Annotated in this window: 10 protein-coding genes; 6 read left to right on the top strand and 4 right to left on the bottom strand. The window is 55.9% G+C overall.

All coding sequences use genetic code 11. The features are described from left to right. Positions 1-2: 2 nt before the first annotated feature. Positions 3-2,444 (bottom strand): DUF1592 domain-containing protein, encoded by a 2,442-nt coding sequence (locus Pan97_RS18460; RefSeq protein ID WP_144975121.1) that lies wholly within the window; start codon positions 2,442-2,444, stop codon positions 3-5. A 266-nt stretch (positions 2,445-2,710) separates the two neighbouring features. Between Pan97_RS18460 and Pan97_RS18455 the strand changes: the two genes are divergently transcribed. The 4 genes from Pan97_RS18455 (at position 2,711) to Pan97_RS18440 (ending at position 8,411) form a co-directional block, all read left to right on the top strand. Then, on the top strand, positions 2,711-4,159 hold the full coding sequence (locus tag Pan97_RS18455) for a Gfo/Idh/MocA family protein (protein WP_144975119.1): 1,449 nt from the start codon (positions 2,711-2,713) through the stop codon (positions 4,157-4,159). A gap of 107 nt (positions 4,160-4,266) precedes the next feature. After that, on the top strand, positions 4,267-6,216 hold the full coding sequence (locus tag Pan97_RS18450) for a glycoside hydrolase family 32 protein (protein WP_144975117.1): 1,950 nt from the start codon (positions 4,267-4,269) through the stop codon (positions 6,214-6,216). Between the two features lie 150 nt (positions 6,217-6,366). After that, entirely contained in the window at positions 6,367-7,368 is a 1,002-nt protein-coding gene (locus Pan97_RS18445; protein ID WP_144975115.1) for an SPFH domain-containing protein, read from the top strand. Positions 7,369-7,379: 11 nt separating this feature from the next. Further along, positions 7,380-8,411: a diacylglycerol kinase catalytic domain-containing protein gene (locus tag Pan97_RS18440; RefSeq protein WP_144975113.1), complete on the top strand. Its 1,032-nt coding sequence runs from the start codon at positions 7,380-7,382 to the stop codon at positions 8,409-8,411. 71 nt (positions 8,412-8,482) lie between these two features. On the opposite strand, the gene Pan97_RS18435 is transcribed toward Pan97_RS18440, so the two are convergent. The 3 genes from Pan97_RS18435 to Pan97_RS18425 all read right to left on the bottom strand — a co-directional run bounded on the left by Pan97_RS18435 (position 8,483) and on the right by Pan97_RS18425 (position 15,640). After that, entirely contained in the window at positions 8,483-13,405 is a 4,923-nt protein-coding gene (locus Pan97_RS18435) for a DUF7133 domain-containing protein (RefSeq protein WP_144975111.1), read from the bottom strand. 175 nt (positions 13,406-13,580) lie between these two features. Beyond that, positions 13,581-15,131 carry a LamG-like jellyroll fold domain-containing protein gene (locus tag Pan97_RS18430; RefSeq protein WP_144975109.1) on the bottom strand — a complete coding sequence of 517 codons (1,551 nt, stop codon included), beginning with the start codon at positions 15,129-15,131 and terminating at the stop codon, positions 13,581-13,583. Further along, positions 15,128-15,640, bottom strand: coding sequence for a sigma-70 family RNA polymerase sigma factor (locus tag Pan97_RS18425; RefSeq protein ID WP_165698838.1), 513 nt, complete (start codon positions 15,638-15,640; stop codon positions 15,128-15,130). Before Pan97_RS18425 ends, Pan97_RS18430 begins: the two co-directional genes overlap by 4 nt. A gap of 178 nt (positions 15,641-15,818) precedes the next feature. On the opposite strand from Pan97_RS18425, the gene Pan97_RS18420 reads away from it, so the two are divergent. Together Pan97_RS18420 and Pan97_RS18415 are read left to right on the top strand one after the other, a co-directional pair. After that, positions 15,819-18,947 (top strand): PSD1 and planctomycete cytochrome C domain-containing protein, encoded by a 3,129-nt coding sequence (locus Pan97_RS18420; protein WP_144975105.1) that lies wholly within the window; start codon positions 15,819-15,821, stop codon positions 18,945-18,947. Between the two features lie 51 nt (positions 18,948-18,998). After that, entirely contained in the window at positions 18,999-20,477 is a 1,479-nt protein-coding gene (locus Pan97_RS18415; RefSeq protein ID WP_144975103.1) for a DUF1501 domain-containing protein, read from the top strand. Positions 20,478-20,561 lie beyond the last annotated feature (84 nt).

The following is a 20,561-nucleotide window of genomic DNA, read 5'->3' as shown; positions in this document are numbered from 1 at the left end:
GGTCACCGTTTCTGAAAAAGGTCGGACAGAACGAACGTTTCAACTAAATCCCGCACGCGGTACTCGTCGGCACGGCTTTGGGCCGCGATGGCTTCGAGATCATCCCGATCGTCGATCGTCATCGTGCGGCGGAGGGAATAGGTAGCGAGCTTTTTGATGAACGTGTGGTTGAAGTCATCGATATTCGCTAAGAGCAGTTGGCGGAACTCTTTCGGACCGGCGAACTCGCGGCCGTCAGGCAGCACGCCACTGGAATCGACTTTAGGATTCGCTCCGGTGCCAGACGGAACGACCTCTTCGGTCCGCCACTGACCGATTGCATCGAAGTTATCAAAGGCCAGGCCCAGCGGATCGATCTTGCGATGGCAGGCCGCACAATTGGGATCGTGCTTGTGGGCTTCCAGCTTCATCCGGATGGTCGCCTTGGGAGAATCGACCGGGTTGGGTTCGATCGGGTCGACATTGGCCGGCGGAGGAGGGGGGGACTTGCCAAAGATCGATTCCATCACCCACACGCCGCGATGCACGGGGCGATGTCGTGTACCATCGGATGTCAACGACAGGATAGCAGCCTGGGTCAAAAGACCACCCCGGTGGTCATCTTGATCGAGTGCGACGCGTTGAAACTCGTCACGTTCGATGCCGTCCATTTCATAATGCATGGCCAGACGCGGATTCACCATGGTCCAGTCGGAATCGAGGAACTCGCCAAGGCTCAGATTATGGTCCAACACTTCCTGGAAAAAGGCCGACGTCTCGCCTCGCATGCTGCGTTCCAAGTGAGGATCGTAGTCCGGGTAAAGCTTCTGATCCGGTGGGAACATGCCGAGCTTATGCATCTGCAGCCACTGACGTGGAAACTCGACGCTAAACTTAGCCGCGCGTGGATCAGCCAGCATGCGTTGGAGTTGCTGGCTCAGAATCGCCTTGTCCTGGAGCTTGCCTTCGTGGGCTAGGGACATCAGTTCTTCGTCCGGCATGGTGCTCCAGAGCATGTACGACAGACGATTGGCGATCTCGAAGTCGTTCAAGCGGTCGGTTGGCTTCTGGAAGTCCCCTTCGACGAGGAATAGAAAGTCCTTCGAGCACATCACGGCCAGCATTGCCGTTTTCATGGCATCTTGCAGCTTTGCTCCAGCTTCCAGTTCCTGGGAAGCGATGGCAACATAACGCTGAGTTTCGGCGTCGGAAACCGGGCGACGGAAGGCATCTCCGCAGAAACGCGTGATGCATTGGCGAAGCTGATCGACGTTGCCTTCTTCGGTCGGCATATACCGGGCACGCTTCGCCCGAACCTCGTCGGTAATGATCGGGCCTTCCCATTCGATCCAGTCGACGATCAGGAATGGATAGAGGGGCACGCCTTCTTCATCGGTCAGCTTGATTTGCCAAGGAATGCGTCCTTGCTTGAGGCTGAAGAAGGGAATCGCACCAGAGCGACCTGAACGCGGCAAATTCGAGGGCCCAGGGACATCGTTCGTCACGTCAAACGTAGTCGTTCCAGGCGGAAGGTGGCACGTGAACTCGACGATCGTAGGCTTACCTTCCGGAGCGAGAATGTCTTGCTCGAACAACAGTCGATCGATCTTTTCGGCGTAGAAGGTGAGGTGAGGTGCTCGACCACCGGGCGGTTTCATGCCGCTGACTTGCAAGCGGACTTTGAAGTAGCCACCGTTCTTGACCATCTCGCCGCCTGGTCCGGGACGACCACCACGCAGTTGATGGCCGGGCCACATGTCGACGCGGACTTTATCGGCCAACCCTTGTTCTTCGAGTTGCTTTCGCTGCTCGGAGCTTGGCCCTCCACGCAGATCAAGTGCCGTCTTGCGCACGATCGTCTTCTCGATCGGCTTATCAGGATATGCTTCGTCGAGAATCGCCTCGGCGGCCGAGTAGTACTTTTCGACATGGGAAGCGGAAAGGGAGAGCACCGATCCGATGCGATCGAAGCCATGGTACTCGGCGTCTTCGTTCAGCCCACCAGGATCGGCCACGCCATAGCGAACGCCTAACAAATCTTCGACCGTGTTGGCATATTCCACACGGGTCAGGCGATGAAAGGAAACAGGCTGACGCTTGGCCATACGAGCCGAACGCCCTTCTTCAATGCGAGCGGCCAACCACTCGACAACCACGGCACCTTGTTCGGCAGAAGGACGATCTGGCTCGTCTTCCGGAGGCATTTCCCCGTTGTTGACCTTCTCGATCACTTCCAGCCAGCGATTGACGGCATTGGCGGCTCCGACATCTTCGGAAAGGGTATCGACGCGGAAGTCCCCCTCTTGCGACTCAGGTCCATGGCAATGCACGCAGTGCTTTTGCAGGAACGGACCGATCTCTTCAGAAAACGGTCGATGTGCTGGCTCAGCGATTACGGTCGCAGGCAACCATAAACTGAGAAGCAACGTCCAGGTAGTGACATGAACTAGCTGTCGAATCATCATCACTTGGCAGGGTGAGGGCAGTAGGTAGGACAGGTGGCAGGGTCCCAATGTGGGTGGGATGCCCTATGTTAGATCGGATTTGATGGATCGGTCAATTGAAAAAGAGTCGGGGAACCGTTTTTCGCCGATCACCTTACACTTATGCGCAGAAACGGAAATTTGACGCAATGATGCAGAATGGTCAGAATAGGGCTCACCTGCATTGAACATGCTTTCGAGCATGTCCTTCCCTACTTGTTCCTCCTCTTCCATTCACGGAGCTTGCCATGACGTTGGTTAATCGTCGTACCTTTCTGCAGTCGACCGCCGCTAGTGCGGGGCTGATTCTTACCGGAACCGCCGCATCAGGTGCCGTTGACGGAGCGAATGATCGAGTACGCATTGCGGTCGCTGGCCTGAATGGTCGCGGCAAGAGTCACATCGATGGCTGGTTTGGCCAAGACAATGTCGAGATCGCCTATCTCATTGATCCCGATGAAAAGGTCCTCGCTCGTACCGTGAAGGCTGTTCAAGAGAAAGCCAACGGCAAGTTCAAAGTGAAGGGGGTTCGCGATGTGCGTGAAGCACTCGATGATCCGAACCTCGATGCGATTTCGGTCGCGACGCCTAACCACTGGCACTCGCTCATCACGATCTGGGCGGCCCAGGCCGGTAAGCACGTCTACGTCGAAAAGCCGATGAGCCACGACGTCGTGGAAGGTCGTGTCGCGGTGGAAGCGCAGAAGAAGTACGGCGTGGTGATTCAACACGGTACGCAGCGCCGCAGTGACTCGGGAATCGCCGGTCTGCACGAAGCGATCCAGGCAGGCAAGTGGGGCAAGCTGAAGATTTCGTACGGTTACTGCTGCAAGCCGCGTGGTGGTATTGGTTTTGATAAGGTGTCGTCGCCGCCTGAGAACTTGGATTGGAATCTGTGGCGCGGGCCTGCGGAAATCGAAGAGTTCCACGCCAACTATCACCCCTACAACTGGCACTGGTTCTGGAAGACAGGCAACGGCGACTTGAACAATCAGGGCACCCATCAACTGGACGTTGCTCGCTGGGCCATCGATAAAGATCAAACGCACCCAGTTCGCGCGATGGCGATCGGCGGACGATTCCAATGGGGTGATCAAGGCGAAACCCCGAATACGATGTTCGCCATGGCCGAGTATCCCAACGGCCAGTACGTCTTCTTCAACGTTCGCAACGTGAACTACAAGGGATACGAACACCAGGTCGAAAACGAATACTACTTTGAAGACGGCGGGCGTATCGTACGTGGGGTCTACTATCCCAAGGGAAGCGACAAGGGAGAAAAGGTGAAGGTCGATCGTGGTGACGTCACCCCTGGCGGCAACTGGGGAAGCTTCATCACGGCCGTTCGCGCGGGTGACCCAAGCATGGCCAACGGCAACGTGCACGATGCTCACTATGCCTGCGTGCTGGGGCACTTGATGAACAACTCGTATCGCTTGGGCGAAGAAGTTCCTTTCAACGCCAAAGCGGGCAAGTTCGGCGACAACAAAGATGCTGCCGAACACTTCGGCCGTCTGCATGAGATCATGTCCAAAGGGGTCGGCGTCAAAGACAACGAGAAGTACACCGTCGGTCCAGCGCTGACCTTCGATCCCGAAACGGAACGCCACACCGGCGATCATGCTGAGGTTGCCAACAAGCTTCTCAAGGATCCCAATCGCAAGGGATTTGAGATTCCCGACGCCGCGAAAGTATAAGTCGGTTGAGATTCCTCGACAATTTGAAGAACGCGAAACGCCGAAGGTTTACTTCGGCGTTTCTTCTTGTATGCTGCGGTCTTTTCCCACCGAAGCGAGGCCTCGCCATGAATCGAAACCACACCGGGCAATTCTCTTGCGCTGTCCTGTTACTGTGTCTCTTTCCATGCCTGGTCTCGGCGGATGAGAAGCCGCGCGTTGACGTGCTCATCGCGGACTTCGAGGGGGCATCGTACGGAGACTGGAAGGTTGAAGGGGAAGCGTTCGGGACGCAGCCAGCTTCAGGTGCCCTGAGTGGTCAGATGGACGTCAGTGGTTACGAGGGGAAGCAACTGGTCAACACGTTTCTCGGAGGTGACCGAAGCACAGGCCGGCTGACCTCGCCACCGATCAAGATCCAACAGCCCTACTTTCACTTTCTCATTGGAGGTGGGGGATATGAAGACGAGACGTGCATGAACTTGCTCGTCGATGGACAGGTCGTGCGCACCGCGACAGGACCCAACCGCAAGCCTGGCGGTAGCGAGCACCTCCAGCGAGTGTATTGGGATGTGCACGATTTGATCGGAAAGCGTGGCGTCCTGCAGATCGTCGATCAGCGGACCGGTGGCTGGGGCCACGTGAATGTGGACGACATCCACGCCGGTAACCGAAGTTTAGGCATTCCGGCGGAAGAGCTTTCGAAAGGTCCGAATCTACAGACGTTTTCGTCGTACGAGGAAGTTGGCTACGATCAGACCTATCGTCCGCAGTTCCATTTCACCTCGCTCAAGCATTGGCTCAACGATCCCAATGGAATGGTATTTCTGGACGGTGAGTATCATCTTTTCTTCCAACACAACCCGGTCTCGAATGCCTGGGGAAATATGACCTGGGGGCATGCGGTCAGCAAAGACATGGTTCATTGGAAGCAATTGCCCCATGCCATTTTGCCCTACGACGACGGGACGATCTTTTCCGGGACGGCGGTCGTCGATCACAACAACAGTCTTGGTGTTCAAGAAGGGGATACCAAGACGATAGCCGCCGCGTTTACCTTTGCCCGGCATCCGTTTTATCAGGCGCTGGCCTACAGCACCGATCGTGGTCGTACGTTTCAGTTGTGGAACGACGGCAAGCCGATCGTGCCGAACCAAGGGTACGACCCCGGCGAACGTGACCCCAAGGTCTTCTGGCACGAGCCAACGCAGAAGTGGGTCATGGTGCTGTGGGTCAAGCAGGCCAAGCCGGGACGAGTTCTTTTCTTCAATTCGGATGATTTGAAGACATGGACGGAGGTGAGCCAGTTTGATCGCGATTGGGTGTTCGAATGCATGGACATGGTCCACTTGCCGGTCGATGGAGACGAAAGCAATAAAAGGTGGGTCTTATACGATGCCAGCTTCGAGTACGAAATCGGTGAATTTGACGGCACAGAGTTCACGACGGACAAGGCCGTGCACCGCGGCGATTACGGACCGAACTTCTACGCCGCCCAGACATTCAATGACAGTCCTGATGGAAGGTCGGTGATCATCGGCTGGATGCGAGGCGAGAACACGCCGTTTCGGCGCGAGGACATGCCGTTCCACCAACAGATGAGCTTCCCTCAAACGATGCAGCTGCGAACGACAGTCGACGGCGTTCGGCTCTTTCGCTGGCCTGTGAAGGAGATTGAAAGTCTCTACGAAGAAGAAATCGCTCTGGAGAAAACCGACGTCAAGTCTGCCGCAGGCAAGCTAAGCGAATTCCAGGCCGAACTGATCGACTTCAGCATTGCCTTCGAGGCCGACGCCAACACCGAGCTTTCGATCAATCTTCGAGGTCAAAAGCTCACGTATAAAGATGGTGCGGTTCATTACCAGAACCACCCGGTACCAGCACCGCCGATCGATGGCGTCGTGAAGCTTCGCGTGCTGGTCGATAGGGCCTCGCTGGAACTGTTTACCAGCGAAGGTCAGTACGTCGCGACGTTCAACGCAGATATCGATCCGAACAATAAGACCGTGGCAGTTCGGTCCCCTGGCAACGAGTTGATCCGCTCTTTCAAGGTGCATCGTTTGAAGTCCGCTTGGTAGTTTACTGGTATGCGATAGACATTCTTTATTCCGCGAAGGCACCGCCAAATATCTCGAACAAAATTGTTGACCTTCAAAGGTGTATCTCATACACTAAGGTTGTCGGACGAGTTTGAGCCCGGCATCTCTTTTCTTTGAAGGAACCACATCATGTTCGGGATCAGCTACATCAAGGCCCCTCCGTCGACGCATGTCATGCTCTTTCGCGGTGGGAAGCCGGTGTGTGAAGGGGCCGGGCTTTCGTTCTTTTATTTCTCACCCAATGCCACGCTGGTACAAATTCCACTGGCAAGTACCGATGTGCCGTTCGTGTTCAATGAAGTCACGTCCGACTTTCAAGATGCAACGATCCAAGGAGAGCTGACGTTGCGGGTGAATAGCCCCGGCAAGTTGGCGTCGATTTTGGATTTCAGCACCGACGCATGGGGGAGGTACCGCTCGGAAGACCCTACCAAGCTGAATGATCGACTCATTCACACCACGCAGACGTTGGCCAGGGCGTTTACGCTCAAGAAGACGCTGCGCGAGCTGTTGGTCAGCAGTGACGAACTGGTCGAACAGGTCTTTGCTCAGCTGGCCGAGTCCCCTGCCGTTGCGATGCTTGGCGTGGAAGTGATCAACCTCTCGGTCTTGTCGATCAAAGCAACGCCTGAGATGGCCAAGGCTCTACAGGCCGAGGCCCGTGAGAAACTGCTGTTGGAAGCGGACGAAGCCATCTACGCTCGTCGTAATACGGCCGTGGAACTGGAACGTCAGATCAAGGAAAACGAACTGAACACCGAGATCGCCGTTGAGCAGAAGCAGCGACAAGTCCGCGAAACCAAGCTGGCAGCCGACATCGCGATTGAGCAGGAACGGGCCACGTTGGTCGATCGTGCGATCGAGAATCAACGGAAAGAGTCGCAGGCCAAGGCCGATGCTTTGAAGGCGATTCTCGAGCCGATCAAGGACATCGATTGGCGAACCCTGTTGGCCGCTTCGCCCGGCGGGATCGATGCCAACCAGATGATTGCGTTGGCATTCCGCGACCTGGCCGACAACGCCGAGAAGGTTGGCAATTTGAACATCTCGCCGGAACTTCTGGCGACGTTGCTGGGGAATTCGGGGGAAAGCGACGACCGTCCCAAGCAGCAGCGGCGACGTAGCTCGTAGGAGATGTTTCGATGGGACTGGTTTCAAATTGGATCGTGCTGGTAACACGCAACACGCGAATGCAAGGGCTGAAACAGCGGTGGGGAACCGCCAATCAAGCCGACTTTCTATTGGATGCCGCAGTCGATCATGAGGTTGAACGACGCAGAAAGTCGCGCGCGAAGAAGGGCATCTCGATCAATGACGATGATGTCGATGCCATGATCGCTTCGGCCAGTGCGTTGACCGATCGCGATGCCTACGAGGAAGAAGATCAACGCTACCAGGCCGCGGTCCGGACCGTTCTTCGCGATCTATCGGGCCTCGGGTTTCCTGTTCGGGAGATTGATCGCTCTTACCTGCCAAACTTCGATTTCGGTCGCTGCGTGGCGGTCGTGGTGTTGGGGCAAGACGGGCTGGTAGCCAACGTGGCAAAGTACGTGGGTGACCTGCCGGTGATTGGCGTGAACCCAGATCCTTCCCAATACGACGGCATATTGCTGCCGTTTCAAATTAACGAAGCCAGAGCCGCGATCCAGCGGGTGTTAAAGCAGCGTCACCGGGTCGACAAAGTCACTTTGGCTGAGGTCAATACGATCAGTGGGCAGCGTATGCTTGCGTTCAACGATTTCTTCGTGGGGTGCAAGTCGCACACTTCGGCACGGTACACGCTCGACGTTCAACATTCCCGCGAGGCTCAGTCATCCAGCGGAGTGTTGATTTCGACCGGGGCCGGGGCGACCGGCTGGATGTCTTCGATTTTCAACATGGCCGCTGGCGTCAGCCGGTTTGCCGGCGGAGGCCAGATTCGTCCCCTCACCATTGATCGCAAAGATCGTCAATTGATGTGGACGGTGCGCGAGCCCTTTGTCAGTCGCCATTCCGGTGCGGAGCACGTCATGGGGATCCTCAATGACGAAGATGAACTGGTGATCGGATCGCAAATGCCAACCGAAGGGGTGATCTTCTCCGACGGAGTTGAAGACGACTTCATTGAATTCAACAGCGGAAACATCGCGACGTTTACCGTGTCGCCGCAGCAAGCGCGATTGGTCGTAGGCTGAAACGAAAAGAGCCTGCCGTGTGAGATACGCGGCAGGCCCTTGGTTGGTTTCAAAGGAAGTAATCAAAGCGATTACTTGTCTTGGAAGAGCTTGTGCTTCTCGTCTCCGCCCGCCAAGACGAACGCGGCAAGGTCGTAGATCTCTTCCTCGGTCAGCCAGTTCAGCATACCGCCTGGCATAATCGTGGAAGCCGTGTTGGATTGCTCTTCGATATCTTCCTTCATGACCGTGACCGGCTTATCAGGCTGCTCGGGATCGGTGAGTAGCACCAGGCGATCGGGTCGATCCGCGATCGTCATTCCGGAGACAACCTTGCCGTCGATGGTAAGGATCGTTTGCATCTGGTACTTCTCGTCGATCTTCTTGGCGGGATCGGCGATCGATTCCAGGATATGCTCGGCGGTTGCCTTATCGGTACCCAAGCGGGTCAGGTCAGGACCGAAGTTGCCCCCCTTTTCGTTGATCTGATGACATTGAGCACAACCAAGGCGATTGAAGTAAACCTGACCGACGACGAAGTTGCGTTTGCTGGCGGAAACTTTCTTCGGATCGAGGTCTTCGTACTTCCATTGTTTGACGAACTTGGGAACCCAACCGTCTCCGGTCGATTCGATGGGCTTGCGCCCATCTTCCAGAGGAAATTTGGCCATCAGGTCATTGACGTGCCAGAAGGTGGCGTCTCCGCGGTCGATCGCTCGGATCTTGGCAACCTGTGACGCCGTGATCGGCTTGGCACGATTCGACCAGGAATTGCGGACGTAGGTTAGCACGGCGGCAACTTCTTCGTCGTTCAACAGTTGGCGGAAGCCTGTCATCGGCGGCAGTGGAGGACTGCTGTAAGTCTTCCCTTTCACCTCGATGGTGCCATGCATCCCGTCCAGGACCATGGAGATCAAACGGTCTTCCGATCCATTCGTCCAGAGAGTTCCATCGATCGGCGGATACAGGTTCGGCATGCCTTGGCCGTGCGGCTGGTGACATGTCGCACAGTGGCTCTCGCGAAGGAAGATCTCTTTGCCCATCGCCATCACCTTCGGATCAGCCGTGACGGGAATGCTGTTACGGAGATCCACAAGCTTTCGATTGAGCGAACCACTATTTTTGGCCGTGCTCTTGGCGACGAGGGCTTCCCCGAGATCGAGAACCTTGGCGTACTGTTTCGATTGACGCTGGACCGGCGTTGCTTCGCTGGCTTGAATCAAGAGAGTCGCCAAAACTTTCGCTTGGTCTTCAGGTGAAAGTTTCTCGATAACCGCACCAGGAGGAACGCTGGTCAACGCATTCACACCGGCTGACGAAAGCCCGTCCGACTGCGACAGCTTGGCAAAGTCGGCGATCTTTTCGTCTTGGTGACCTGGCCACGACGTGATGGCTCGGATCGCGGCAAGACGTAGATCCGCTTGTCCAGCCGCGCGAAGCGCGGACGTGGGAATCGCTTGCTTCTTGATGCCGGGACCTTCCCAACTCACGCGAAGACCGTCACCGCCACCGTTGTCGAAGTAGGTGACGACGATCTCGTGGGTGCCGGCCGTCAGGTTGACGTTGCCCCCCTTCTCGACCATGCCATGCAGGCCGTCGTTGTCGATCAGAAGGTTACCGTTCACGTAGACGCGGGAACCATCATCGGAGGCGATGTAGAACTTGTAGTCGCCAGCGACAGGAGCCACGATGGAAGCCGTTTGCTTGGTGGCAAACGCATCTTTGCGTCCCTTGGGGACGTACTTGTCGAAGTTTGCCATGCGGCCTGAGAACTTCGGCTTGGTCGCATTGAGCGTTTCAATCGCCACGTTCTTGGCCGGATTGGGCTCGTAGTAGTCGAACGCAACCGCGGGTCCATCACTTGCAGTGGAACCACTTTCCGGTCGCAAGGTGGCCGGCAACTCGAACATGAGCGGACGGATCTTGGCGTACAGTGGAGCGGCTTCGGTCGATTTGCTGATCGAGCGAACACTTTGCAGCAGGTCTGCCATTTGGGCCGGGGCCTGCGAGGCATGCGCCCAGGCTGCTTCAGCTCCACCGCTTTGAATCCAACTGGTATAGACTGCCCGCCGCACGACCGAAGAATTGGTAGTCGAGGCCAGCTTTTCCAGCAGGTCTTGCGACTTGGAGAGTTCGGCCTGTTTTGCTTGAGGGAGCATGCCTGCCAGATCGTTCAGGCTCGGCAGGTTCTTGTTTTCCGCCGTCGAAATCCAGGCAATCAGTTCACCCAACGGCGAACGATTGTTCTTGGTGGCCAGAACTGAAATCGCTTCTTCACGATATTTAGGAGCAATTCCACCACGGCTCAGGATCGCCGTGTAAACCTCATCCGTACGGTCGAGTTTCAAGAGGAGATCGGAACTGGCCTTTTCCAACGCGTAGCTGGTCGCCGCAGGCGAAAGCTTTCGACCGGAGCGAATCGCTTCGGCGATCATGGTGTCGACGTCGATCCGACTCTGAGCGTACTGCAGCAGCCGAGTCAGTTCCGGATCCATTTCCTTGGAAGCGGCCTGAAAGACGACTTCCGCGGCAGTTGGCCCTGTAAACTCGACTGCGGACTTGATCGCCTCGGCGCGAACCAGCGGCGAGGCATCGCTCGCGGCAGCGACGAGGGTTGGTTCCCAGCCATCGATCGAATCGGACCAGTGGCCAAGCGTACGTATGGCGGCCGCGCGAACACGTGGTTCGCTTGCCTGGAAGACCGTTTTCACTAGATCGATATTGGGCATGCGGTGTTCTTCAAGACCCCACAAGCATTCGAGCATTGCCTGGGCGTCGTCTGGATTGTTGACGTCCTTATCCGCTACGAACTGCTGGATGGCGGTCTGAACTTCTTCCGAGTCACGGCCGCTCAATTCAATGCGGGCACGATAACGCGTGGCATTTTCCTTCGCGTAGAACGCGGCGAGCACTTCAGCCAGCGGCTTGTCCTTCAGACGAACCGGCTGGATGAGCGGGCGATTCTTCGCGGTGACCCGGAAGATGCGTCCGTGTTGATGATCGCGGTTAGGATCACGCATGTTGTGCTGCATGTGGCCGATCAAGGCATTGGCCCAGTCCGCAACGTACAACGCACCGTCAGAACCAATCTCGACGTCACTAGGGCGAAAGTTAGGGTCGGACGACACAAGGATCGGATCGACTTCGGTCGCACGGATGTCGGATCCGTTGTATTGGATCTTGTGATTTAAAACGCCCAGGAAACCGATGCAATTGCAGATCAGGAAATTGCCTTGCATCTCTTCCGGGAAGTGGCTGCTGGCCAAAAGACCGGTGGCGGCAACAGGCCGAACGCGTTTGTCGAACCACTGCTTATTGCCAATCCCTTTACCAATGTCGACGTACGAACCGGTACCGGAAGTCCCGTCGTTGGCAAACTGGTAACCCCATTGGTCGAACACGTCACCGTGCGGGTTTGGACCGATCGGGAAATGGAATTCCATCTCGAACGTTCGTGGATTGAAACGATGCACGCCAGTTTGCGTGGAGCGATAAGTTTTCGTGGGCGTTTCCATGGTGGCCACGTTGAAAATACCACGAGACCAGTAGATCCAACCATCCGGTCCAAGCAGCATGGCGTTGGCCGAGTGGTGCGAGTCAGCACTGGAAAGGCCTTGCAGAATACGAATCTTGACGTCGGCTTTCAGGTCGCCGTCGGTATCCTTCAGGAACCACAATTCTGGCAGTGCGGCGACAATCATCCCGCCTCCCCAGAATTCAAATCCGGTGACGCTGTTCAGCTGGTCCGCGAAGATCACGCAACGATCGGCAACGCCGTCTCCGTCTTCGTCGGGAAGGCAGACGATGCGATCCAAGCGAGGTTCGGTCGGATTCCAGTGGGGATAGCTGGGCCAGACCGAAGCATACAAGTGGCCGTTGGGATCGACGGCCATCTGAACCGGGTTGATCAGTTCGGGGAACATCTCTTCGGATGCAAAGACGTTTGCTTGCAGGTCTTTGTGCATCTCCAATTTCTTCAGGCCTTCTTCGGCGGTTCGGTACGAGAAACTGCCGTCGGCCATGTCGCCGTCGCGATTCGATTTAACGACCAATTCTTCTGGAATGTTGTCGTCCTTGACTTCCAGATCGCCCCCTTGGGCAACGGCCCACACGCGCTGATCGCGATTGGCGGTCATGACGTCAAAGATTTCCATCTCGCGGAGCATGACGTCGGCGTTGGATTGACCAAACCAGGCTAGCTTAGAACGGCCACCGAAAACGTTGTAACCATCGACCACGCGATACCGGCTGAACCAATAGTAATTCTTTTCAAGTACGGCATCGCGAAGCTTGGCGATTGCATCCAAACCAGCATCAGGCACCGGCTTGCCGAATAGTTGGCCTGCAATCACCTCGGCGATAGCTCGGTTACCGTGATCCAGCAAGTGAATGCCGTTCATCGTGAGCGGTTTCTCGGCGTCGGCGTATAGCTTCTGCGACGGAGTGAAAAGATCGACAAACAAGACATCCTTGGCCTGGCATACTTCGCCCATGGCCTCGGTATAGAGCTTCAAGTTTGGATTGTTCTTCGAGCCGTCAGGCAGGTGGCGGCTGTAGAGGTTTTCGTGGGCGATTGGAGAGAACATCACGATCTTAGGGGCCGACTTGCCGTTGTATTTCTGGGCCAGCATCCCGTCGATGACTTCGGCCAAGTCCTTCTTGAATCCGTCAACCGCTTGAGGTCCCTTGAGTGCCTCGTTGTAGCCAAAGAAGGCGAACACGACGTCGGTCTGATTCTTCGCGAGCCATTGATCGGGGCTACCGAAATTGTCTTCACGTGGACGAACCTTCAACTCGTCGCCTGGGAAGGCCAAGTTGCGAAACGTCAGATTCAGTTCTGGATGGGTCGCATGAATGAACGTTTCCAACCAGGCGTGGTGTTGCATGCGGTCGGCGGTCGTATTGCCGATGATGGAGATGTGATCTCCCTTTTCTAGCTGCAACGTCTGGGCATACCCTTGCCCTGACCAGCACAGGCCAAGACAAACAACAAGCGAGAGGATTGTTTTACGCATGGGATCCTAATTACCGAGGGCTGTGGAACTGTTGCGGAAGGATTGGTTTAGGTGGGATCACGTGAGAAGCGCAAGTTCATACTAACTATAGCGTCTGAACACGACTAGACCTTACGCGATTTCGTATATTCATATTTTCCAAAATGTGCGGCGGGATGCGAAACAAGTTAAATAACTATTGAAAGTTACTTCCAGCCTCGTAGGCCTCACGAATCTCGTCAGCCGACAGAACGCGACTGAACAGAGCGATTTCGTCGATGCGGCCTCGCAGGTCGCGGCTGTACACGACCTCACCGGCACGGTTGGTATGTCCCCAGGCCCCGATGGAGCTTGGACCATATCGGATAGGGATTGATTGGTTCCAGTTCTTTCGGCCAACTTCTTTACCGTTGATGTAATACACCGACTGCTTTGCTTCCGCATCAACCTGAGCGGCAACGTGCGTCCAAAGATTGCGAGGAAGCGTTTCGGTGCTCGTCAGGTCGTATTGGCTGGAGAGACCCATTCGCAGAGAGCCACCGCGCGTCAGGTTCCAGTGATGCTGGCCGGGTGAATAGTCGATCGAGTTGAACACGGTTTGCAAGGCGAAGTCATACCGGTTGATTTGCACCCAGCCCATGATGGTGATCTGGTTGTACTTGCCAGGGATATTGAGTTCGACGCGATCTCCCGTGTTCTCGAAGAGCATCGCGCCTTTCTCCGGCCAACGGCCAGTCGCCCAGATACCGCTGGTAAGTTGACCATTGTCGACGATACCAGTCGTAGCTCGATTGATGACTTCTGAACTTGTGCGCGAGTCGGTTTCGAAGTCGAAGTAGAACAGAGTGGCCGGATCTTGTCGCAGCTTCAAGCTGTGGTCGAGCCACCGCTTGTAGCCTATCGACATACTGGTGGCAAAGGCCTGATCGTCGGGAGTGATCGAGCGACGCTTGGTGTTGGTACCCCAGGCAAGTGCCGAGTTTTCAGTCAGGAGTTCTGGCGGCAAGTCCTTCTCGTGAAGACGTACTTCTCCGGCAAAGACATGGAGTTCCTGGTTTTGCTCGTCATCGACGACCACGCCGAACTCGGTACCTAGGTCTTCGATGACCATCGTGGACGTCTCGATAACAAACCCATGCCCCGACTCCGGCACGATGGCGCGAGCACGTCCATGATCGAGTTGCACGCGCATGGGGTCGATGATCGAAAAGCGAGCCGGACTCTCGAGCGAGACAGCCACGCCGTTTTGGAACGTCAGCGTGACTTCCCCTTCGCTCAAGTGGTATTCGCCCTTCAGGAATTCGCTGCCATTTGGGGCAAAGCCTTCTTCGAACCGCTGATTATGTCCGACGTCGAGTCGAGCGATTACGGTGACCGCTTCCGGTTCGGTTGGTGGAGTTTGCTTCTCGGCAATCGGCTCTTGGGATTGCTGTGGGCCGGTTGGCCGATTGAAATAACCCAAGATGCCAATGATTAACAGGGAAGCTGCGATCGCGAGAATCCACTTCGGCCAGGCATCTCCGAAAGTTGATGAAGGTGCGATCGATGACGGGGAAGCCTCTTCGCCGCTCGACTCGAATCGCAGTTCCGCATCGATGAATGCGGCAACGCGAAAACGACTGCGCACGCTGGGGTCTTCCTGCAGTGCGCGAACGAGTGTCGCTTGCTCGGCATCGGATAAGGACTGTGGATCGAGGAAGTAACGCTCGATCAATTCATCGGTCGGTTTGGACGGTTCGTTGCTCATGACGCGGTTTCCAGTTGCATCCGAACGCAGTCGTGCAGTTTCGTTCGTAGGCGTCCCAGACGCTTATAAAGACTGTTGGCCGTCTTTCCGGCGGCTTCCGCCATTTCTTTAACGGCTTCTTCACGCGTGTATGGGGCCAGCAAAAGCTTTTGATGTTCCGCCGAGAATTTGCCCAGACAGGCACGAATCGCGGAACGTTGTTCCTGGACGTATTCGGATGTCTCGTCTTTGGCTTCGATTGCGATCAAGGCCACCAGATCGTCGTCCAATAGCAGTCGATCACGGCTGCAACTACGGCGATATTTCAGCACCTCGAACCGTAAGACCATTCGTGCCCAGGGAATGAACTCGTCGTCGGCTTGGAGTTGATCGATCTTTCTCCACATGACCAGACTGGCTTCCTGCAAGACGTCGTCCACGGCATTCCAATCGGGCAGCGAAGCCCTGGCGATTGCCGCCAACTCGCGCTCGTGTCTCAGAAATAATGTGAGAAATCGATCTTTTTCCACGTCGGAGCCCATGTTCAGGGTTTTGATGCTTAACCTATTACTCCCAGATTCCAGCTTACCTGCCTTAAATTCTCGGAAAAAACAATGTTACGAAATTGCGCGGCAGGATAATGGCAAATCGGGAGTATGATAGGTAAGCCTACCTTGATTTCCCATAAAATCCCACGCTAGATGCTTCATGTTCATTTTACGGTATTTTGGGCGTAACGTGATCGGCGCTCTCGGCTTACTCACGCTCCTGATGGTTTCCTGCGTAGGTCAGGCCGAGGAGAAAATCGACTTTCGTACCCAGGTTCAGCCGATCCTCTCCGACCGCTGCTTTCATTGCCATGGACCGGATTCGAAGAACCAAGAATCCGAATTTCGGTTAGACAGCCAAGAGAATCTGTTGAAAGACCTCGGGGGGTACGCTGGTGTAGTGCCTGGTGATCTGAAGGCCAGTCAGCTGCATGTGCGAATTCATAGCGACGACGAGTTCGTCAAGATGCCCCCGCCAGACTCGAATCGTACTCTGTCGGAAGAGGAAAAGAGGATTCTCGATTTGTGGATCCAACAGGGGGCTGAGTACCAGCGTCACTGGGCTTTCGAGATCCCCCAGCGACCGGAAGTGCCGAAAGAGGATGTGACGTCCGCTCCATGGCCGGAAGAGGTGAAGGCCCGCTGGTCGGCGAATCCCATTGATGCGTTCATTGGTAAACGACTCATCGAAGAGGCGCTTTCTCCATCTGCCGAAGCGGACCCGGCGACACGACTGCGGCGCGCATCGTTAACGCTCACCGGGCTGTTGCCACCGATTGAACTTCAAGAGAAGTTCCTAGCCGATCCGAGCGATGCCGCCTATGCCGAAGCCGTGGACGAATTGCTAGGTTCGATGGCCTACGCCGAGCATCAATCGCTACGCTGGCTCGACGCTGCGCGGTACGCCGATACCGATGGGTACCAGAACGATAACGAACGGACGAACTGGCCGTGGCGAGACTGGGTGATTCAGGCCATGCACCAGAACATGCCATTCGACCAGTTCACCATCGAGCAGATCGCGGGCGATATGTTGCCCGATGCAACGGATTCACAGCGACTGGCAACCGCGTTTAATCGCAATCATCGCCAGAACGCCGAAGGGGGCGCACTGGCCGAAGAGTTTTTCGTCGAGAACGTCATCGATCGTGTCGAGACGACCTCAACCGTCTGGCTGGGGCTCACCATGGGATGTGCACGCTGCCATGATCATAAATACGATCCATTGAGCCAACGCGAGTTCTACCAGTTCTACGGTTACTTCAACAACATTGGCGAACGTGGCATCGGGCGTGGTATCGACGCCAATCCAACGATGAAAACCAGTTCGCCCCTGGCCCGTGTCTCGCCGACCACGGTTGCTGATCGTGACCAGGCCCAGAAAGCATTGGAAGTCGCCAAGTCCGGCATCCCTGAACGCATGCAGCGTTGGCTGAGCGAATACGAGGGACCGCAAGAAAAAGATTTGATTGCCTGGGTTCCGGCCGCGCTCAAAGAGGTGAATCTCGAAGGTGACGGCCAACTGGTGATCGAAGGGGACGACACTCTTCGCTATTCAGGCGGAAACAAGTCGACCGAGATTGTTTACAGCATCACGGTTCAGCCACGGCAGAAGGTGTTAACCGCTTTGCAATTAGAGGCGTTGCCGGATGATGCATTTGCCAAGCCGCGACAGCTTGCCCCGAGTGTCAATGGAAATTTCGTTCTGACGAGCGTGAACGTATTTCAGAACGGGAAACCCGTCGCTCTGCAGTCGGCGACGGCATCCTTCGAGCAAGATAGTTACCCGGTAAAGAACATCCTGGACAACAAGGCAAGTACCGGTTGGGCGGTGTTCGGACCGGATGTGAAGCCAGAGCCCGTGACTGCCGTCATTCGATTTGCCGAGCCTGTTTCGATCGAAGATGAAGAGAAGCTCACCATCGAGCTAAAGTTTGGCAGCCAGTATGCCAACCACGCGATCGGGAAAGCGAGGTTTGCCTTCTCGGACCATGCCGATGCGGGAAGAATCACGGAAGAAGGCTTGACCACGGAAGTGCAGGCGGCCTTGGCGAAGGCCAGCGACAAGCGAAAACCAAAAGATCTGGAAGTCATTCGCAAGTATTATCAGTCCATTGACGAGCCCCTGGCCAAGGCAGAGCTTCAGCTAAAGAAAGCAGAGCAACAGTTCCGCCGCGAAGCAGGCCCCGAGGTGAACGTCATGATCATGCGGGAGCGGCAAGGCAACGACGAGCCGATCTACTTGCTCAATCGCGGTCAATACAATGAACCGGTCAAGGATGAGCCACTCACTCGAGCGGTGCCTGCCGAATTGTTCTCGGCCGAGTCGAACGCTCAGCCTGGCAATCGTTTGGAATTGGCGCGCTGGTTGGTTTCGCGCGAGAACCCTTTGACCGCACGAGTGATCGTTAATCGTATGTGGCAAGATCACTTTGGGGTTGGACTGGTGAAAACGGTCGAAGACTTCGGGCTTCAAGGAGAAGCGCCCAGCCATCCCCAACTGTTGGATTGGCTGGCGGTCGAATTCATCGAGTCAGGCTGGGACATGAAAGCCATGCATCGCTTAATTGTCACCAGTGCTGCCTACCGCCAGTCGTCCATTCATCGACCAGAACTCCGCCAACGTGATCCTGAAAACCGCCTGATTGCCCGGGGGCCGCGTTACCGCGCCGATGGTTATTCGATTCGTGATGTGGCTCTGCAAGCCAGTGGTTTGCTCAGTGAGAAAGTGGGTGGGGCGTCGGTGAAACCATATCAGCCGACAGGGCTCTGGTCGACCGTCGCATCGAGTGCCGGCATTCGCTACAAGCAGGATGCTGGTGAAAGCTTGTATCGCAAGAGCATGTACACCTACTGGAAGCGGGCCGTCAATCCGCCGCGGCAAACGATCTTCGATGCCGGCAGCCGCGAAGTATGCACCGTACGTGCGACACGTACCAACACGCCGCTTCAGGCTTTGGTTTTGATGAACGATAAGACGTTTCTCGAAAGTGCCCGACATCTGGCGAAGCAGGCGCTAAATGCAGAAGCCAAGGATGATCGAGACCGCCTGGCCAATATGTATCGCTTGGCAATCGCTCGTGCCGCGGACGAAGAAACGCTTGAAATCCTGGCAGAGAACTTAAACTTCTTCCGCCAGCACTTTACCCAGTCGCCGGAAGAGGCGAAGAAGTTGCTGTCGGTTGGTGAATCGCCTGCGGACCCTTCGCTTGATCCTGTCGAGCACGCGGCCCTGACGAGCGTGGCCCACTTGATATTAAACCTGGACGAATTCGTGACGATCGAATAGTTCCTATTGCCTCCATCCATTCGACGTGACTTGTTCACGGAGTGATCTCCTATGAATCCTTTGAACGACGCAAACCAACATCGCATGATGCTGACCCGACGCCACTTCTTTGGCCGGTCGGCGTCCGGAATCGGTGTGGCGGCGCTGGCTTCGCTGCTAGGCAAGGACACTTTCGGCGAGTCAAAGGAGACCGCGATTGCTGGCCCGACGGGGTCGCTCAAGGCGTTCCACAACCCACCCAAAGCCAAGCGTGTCATTTACTTGTTTCAAAGTGGAGCCCCGTCGCAGCAAGAGCTTTTCGATCCGAAGCCGGTCTTGCGCGAGAACGAAGGGAAGGAGCTTGCCGACTTCGTTGAGATGACCCAGCGTGTCACCGGCATGACCGCCGGGCAGAAGTCATTTCCGATGGCTGGCTCGCGGTATAAGTTCACTAAGAACGGCGAGTCAGGCATCGAGATCGGTAGCGAACTGATCCCGCATATTGCATCGCTGGCGGACGACATGTGCCTGATTCGCTCGATGCAGACCGAAGCGATCAATCACGACCCGGCGATGACCTTCTTTCAGTCGGGACATCAACTGCCAGGCCGCCCCAGTTTTGGTTCGTGGCTTCACTACGGCCTGGGAACGATGAACCAGAACCTGCCGACGTTCATCACCATGGTTTCCCGTGGAACCGGGCGGCCGAACTGCCAGCCGCTGTACGATCGTCTGTGGGGAAGCGGTTTTCTTCCTTCGACCTACAGTGGTGTGAAGCTGATGAGTGTCGGAGACCCGGTCCTCTATCTCAGCAATCCGGAAGGGCTCGATCCAACGGCCCGCCGCCGCATGTTGGACGACCTGGCCAAGCTGAACCAGAAGAAACTGGAAGAGTTCGGCGATCCTGAGATCCACACGCGGATTCAACAGTACGAACTGGCCTACCGAATGCAAACGTCGGTGCCCGATTTGACCGACTTCTCGGACGAACCGCAGCACGTGCTTGATGCTTATGGCCCCGATGTCACCAAGCGAGGAACGTACGCGTATAACTGTCTCTTGGCACGCCGCCTGGCCGAGCGCGACGTTCGTTTCGTTCAGCTGTTTCACATGGGATGGGACCAGCACTTTACCCTTCCCAAGCAGTTGCCGGGACAATGCCGAGATACCGATCAGCCTACTAAAGCCTTGGTTAATGACCTGAAGCAGCGGGGCATGTTGGATGACACGTTGATCGTCTGGGGTGGTGAATTCGGTCGGACTTCGTATTGCCAGGGAACGCTCAATGCCCAGACCTATGGGCGAGATCATCATCCGCGCTGTTTTTCTCTGTGGATGGCTGGGGCCGGCATCAAACGGGGGTATACTTACGGAAAGACAGATGATGTGTGCTACAACGTCGTCGAGAACCCAATGCACGTGCATGACCTTCACGCAACGATGCTGCATCTGCTGGGAATCGACCACGAGAAGCTGACTTATCGGTTCCAGGGTCGATACTTCCGCCTGACCGATGTGCATGGTCACATTGTGAAAGACATCTTAAGTTAGGCCGCTGCTGCCAAGTCGGAATCGCTCGATTTCCCGGTTTTCTCAGATGAAGAATCGACTTTTCGTGAAAATGACCCTTCACGA

Source organism: Bremerella volcania (genome assembly GCF_007748115.1).
Lineage (GTDB): Bacteria > Planctomycetota > Planctomycetia > Pirellulales > Pirellulaceae > Bremerella > Bremerella volcania.
This window is presented reverse-complemented; position numbering and strand designations above follow the sequence as displayed.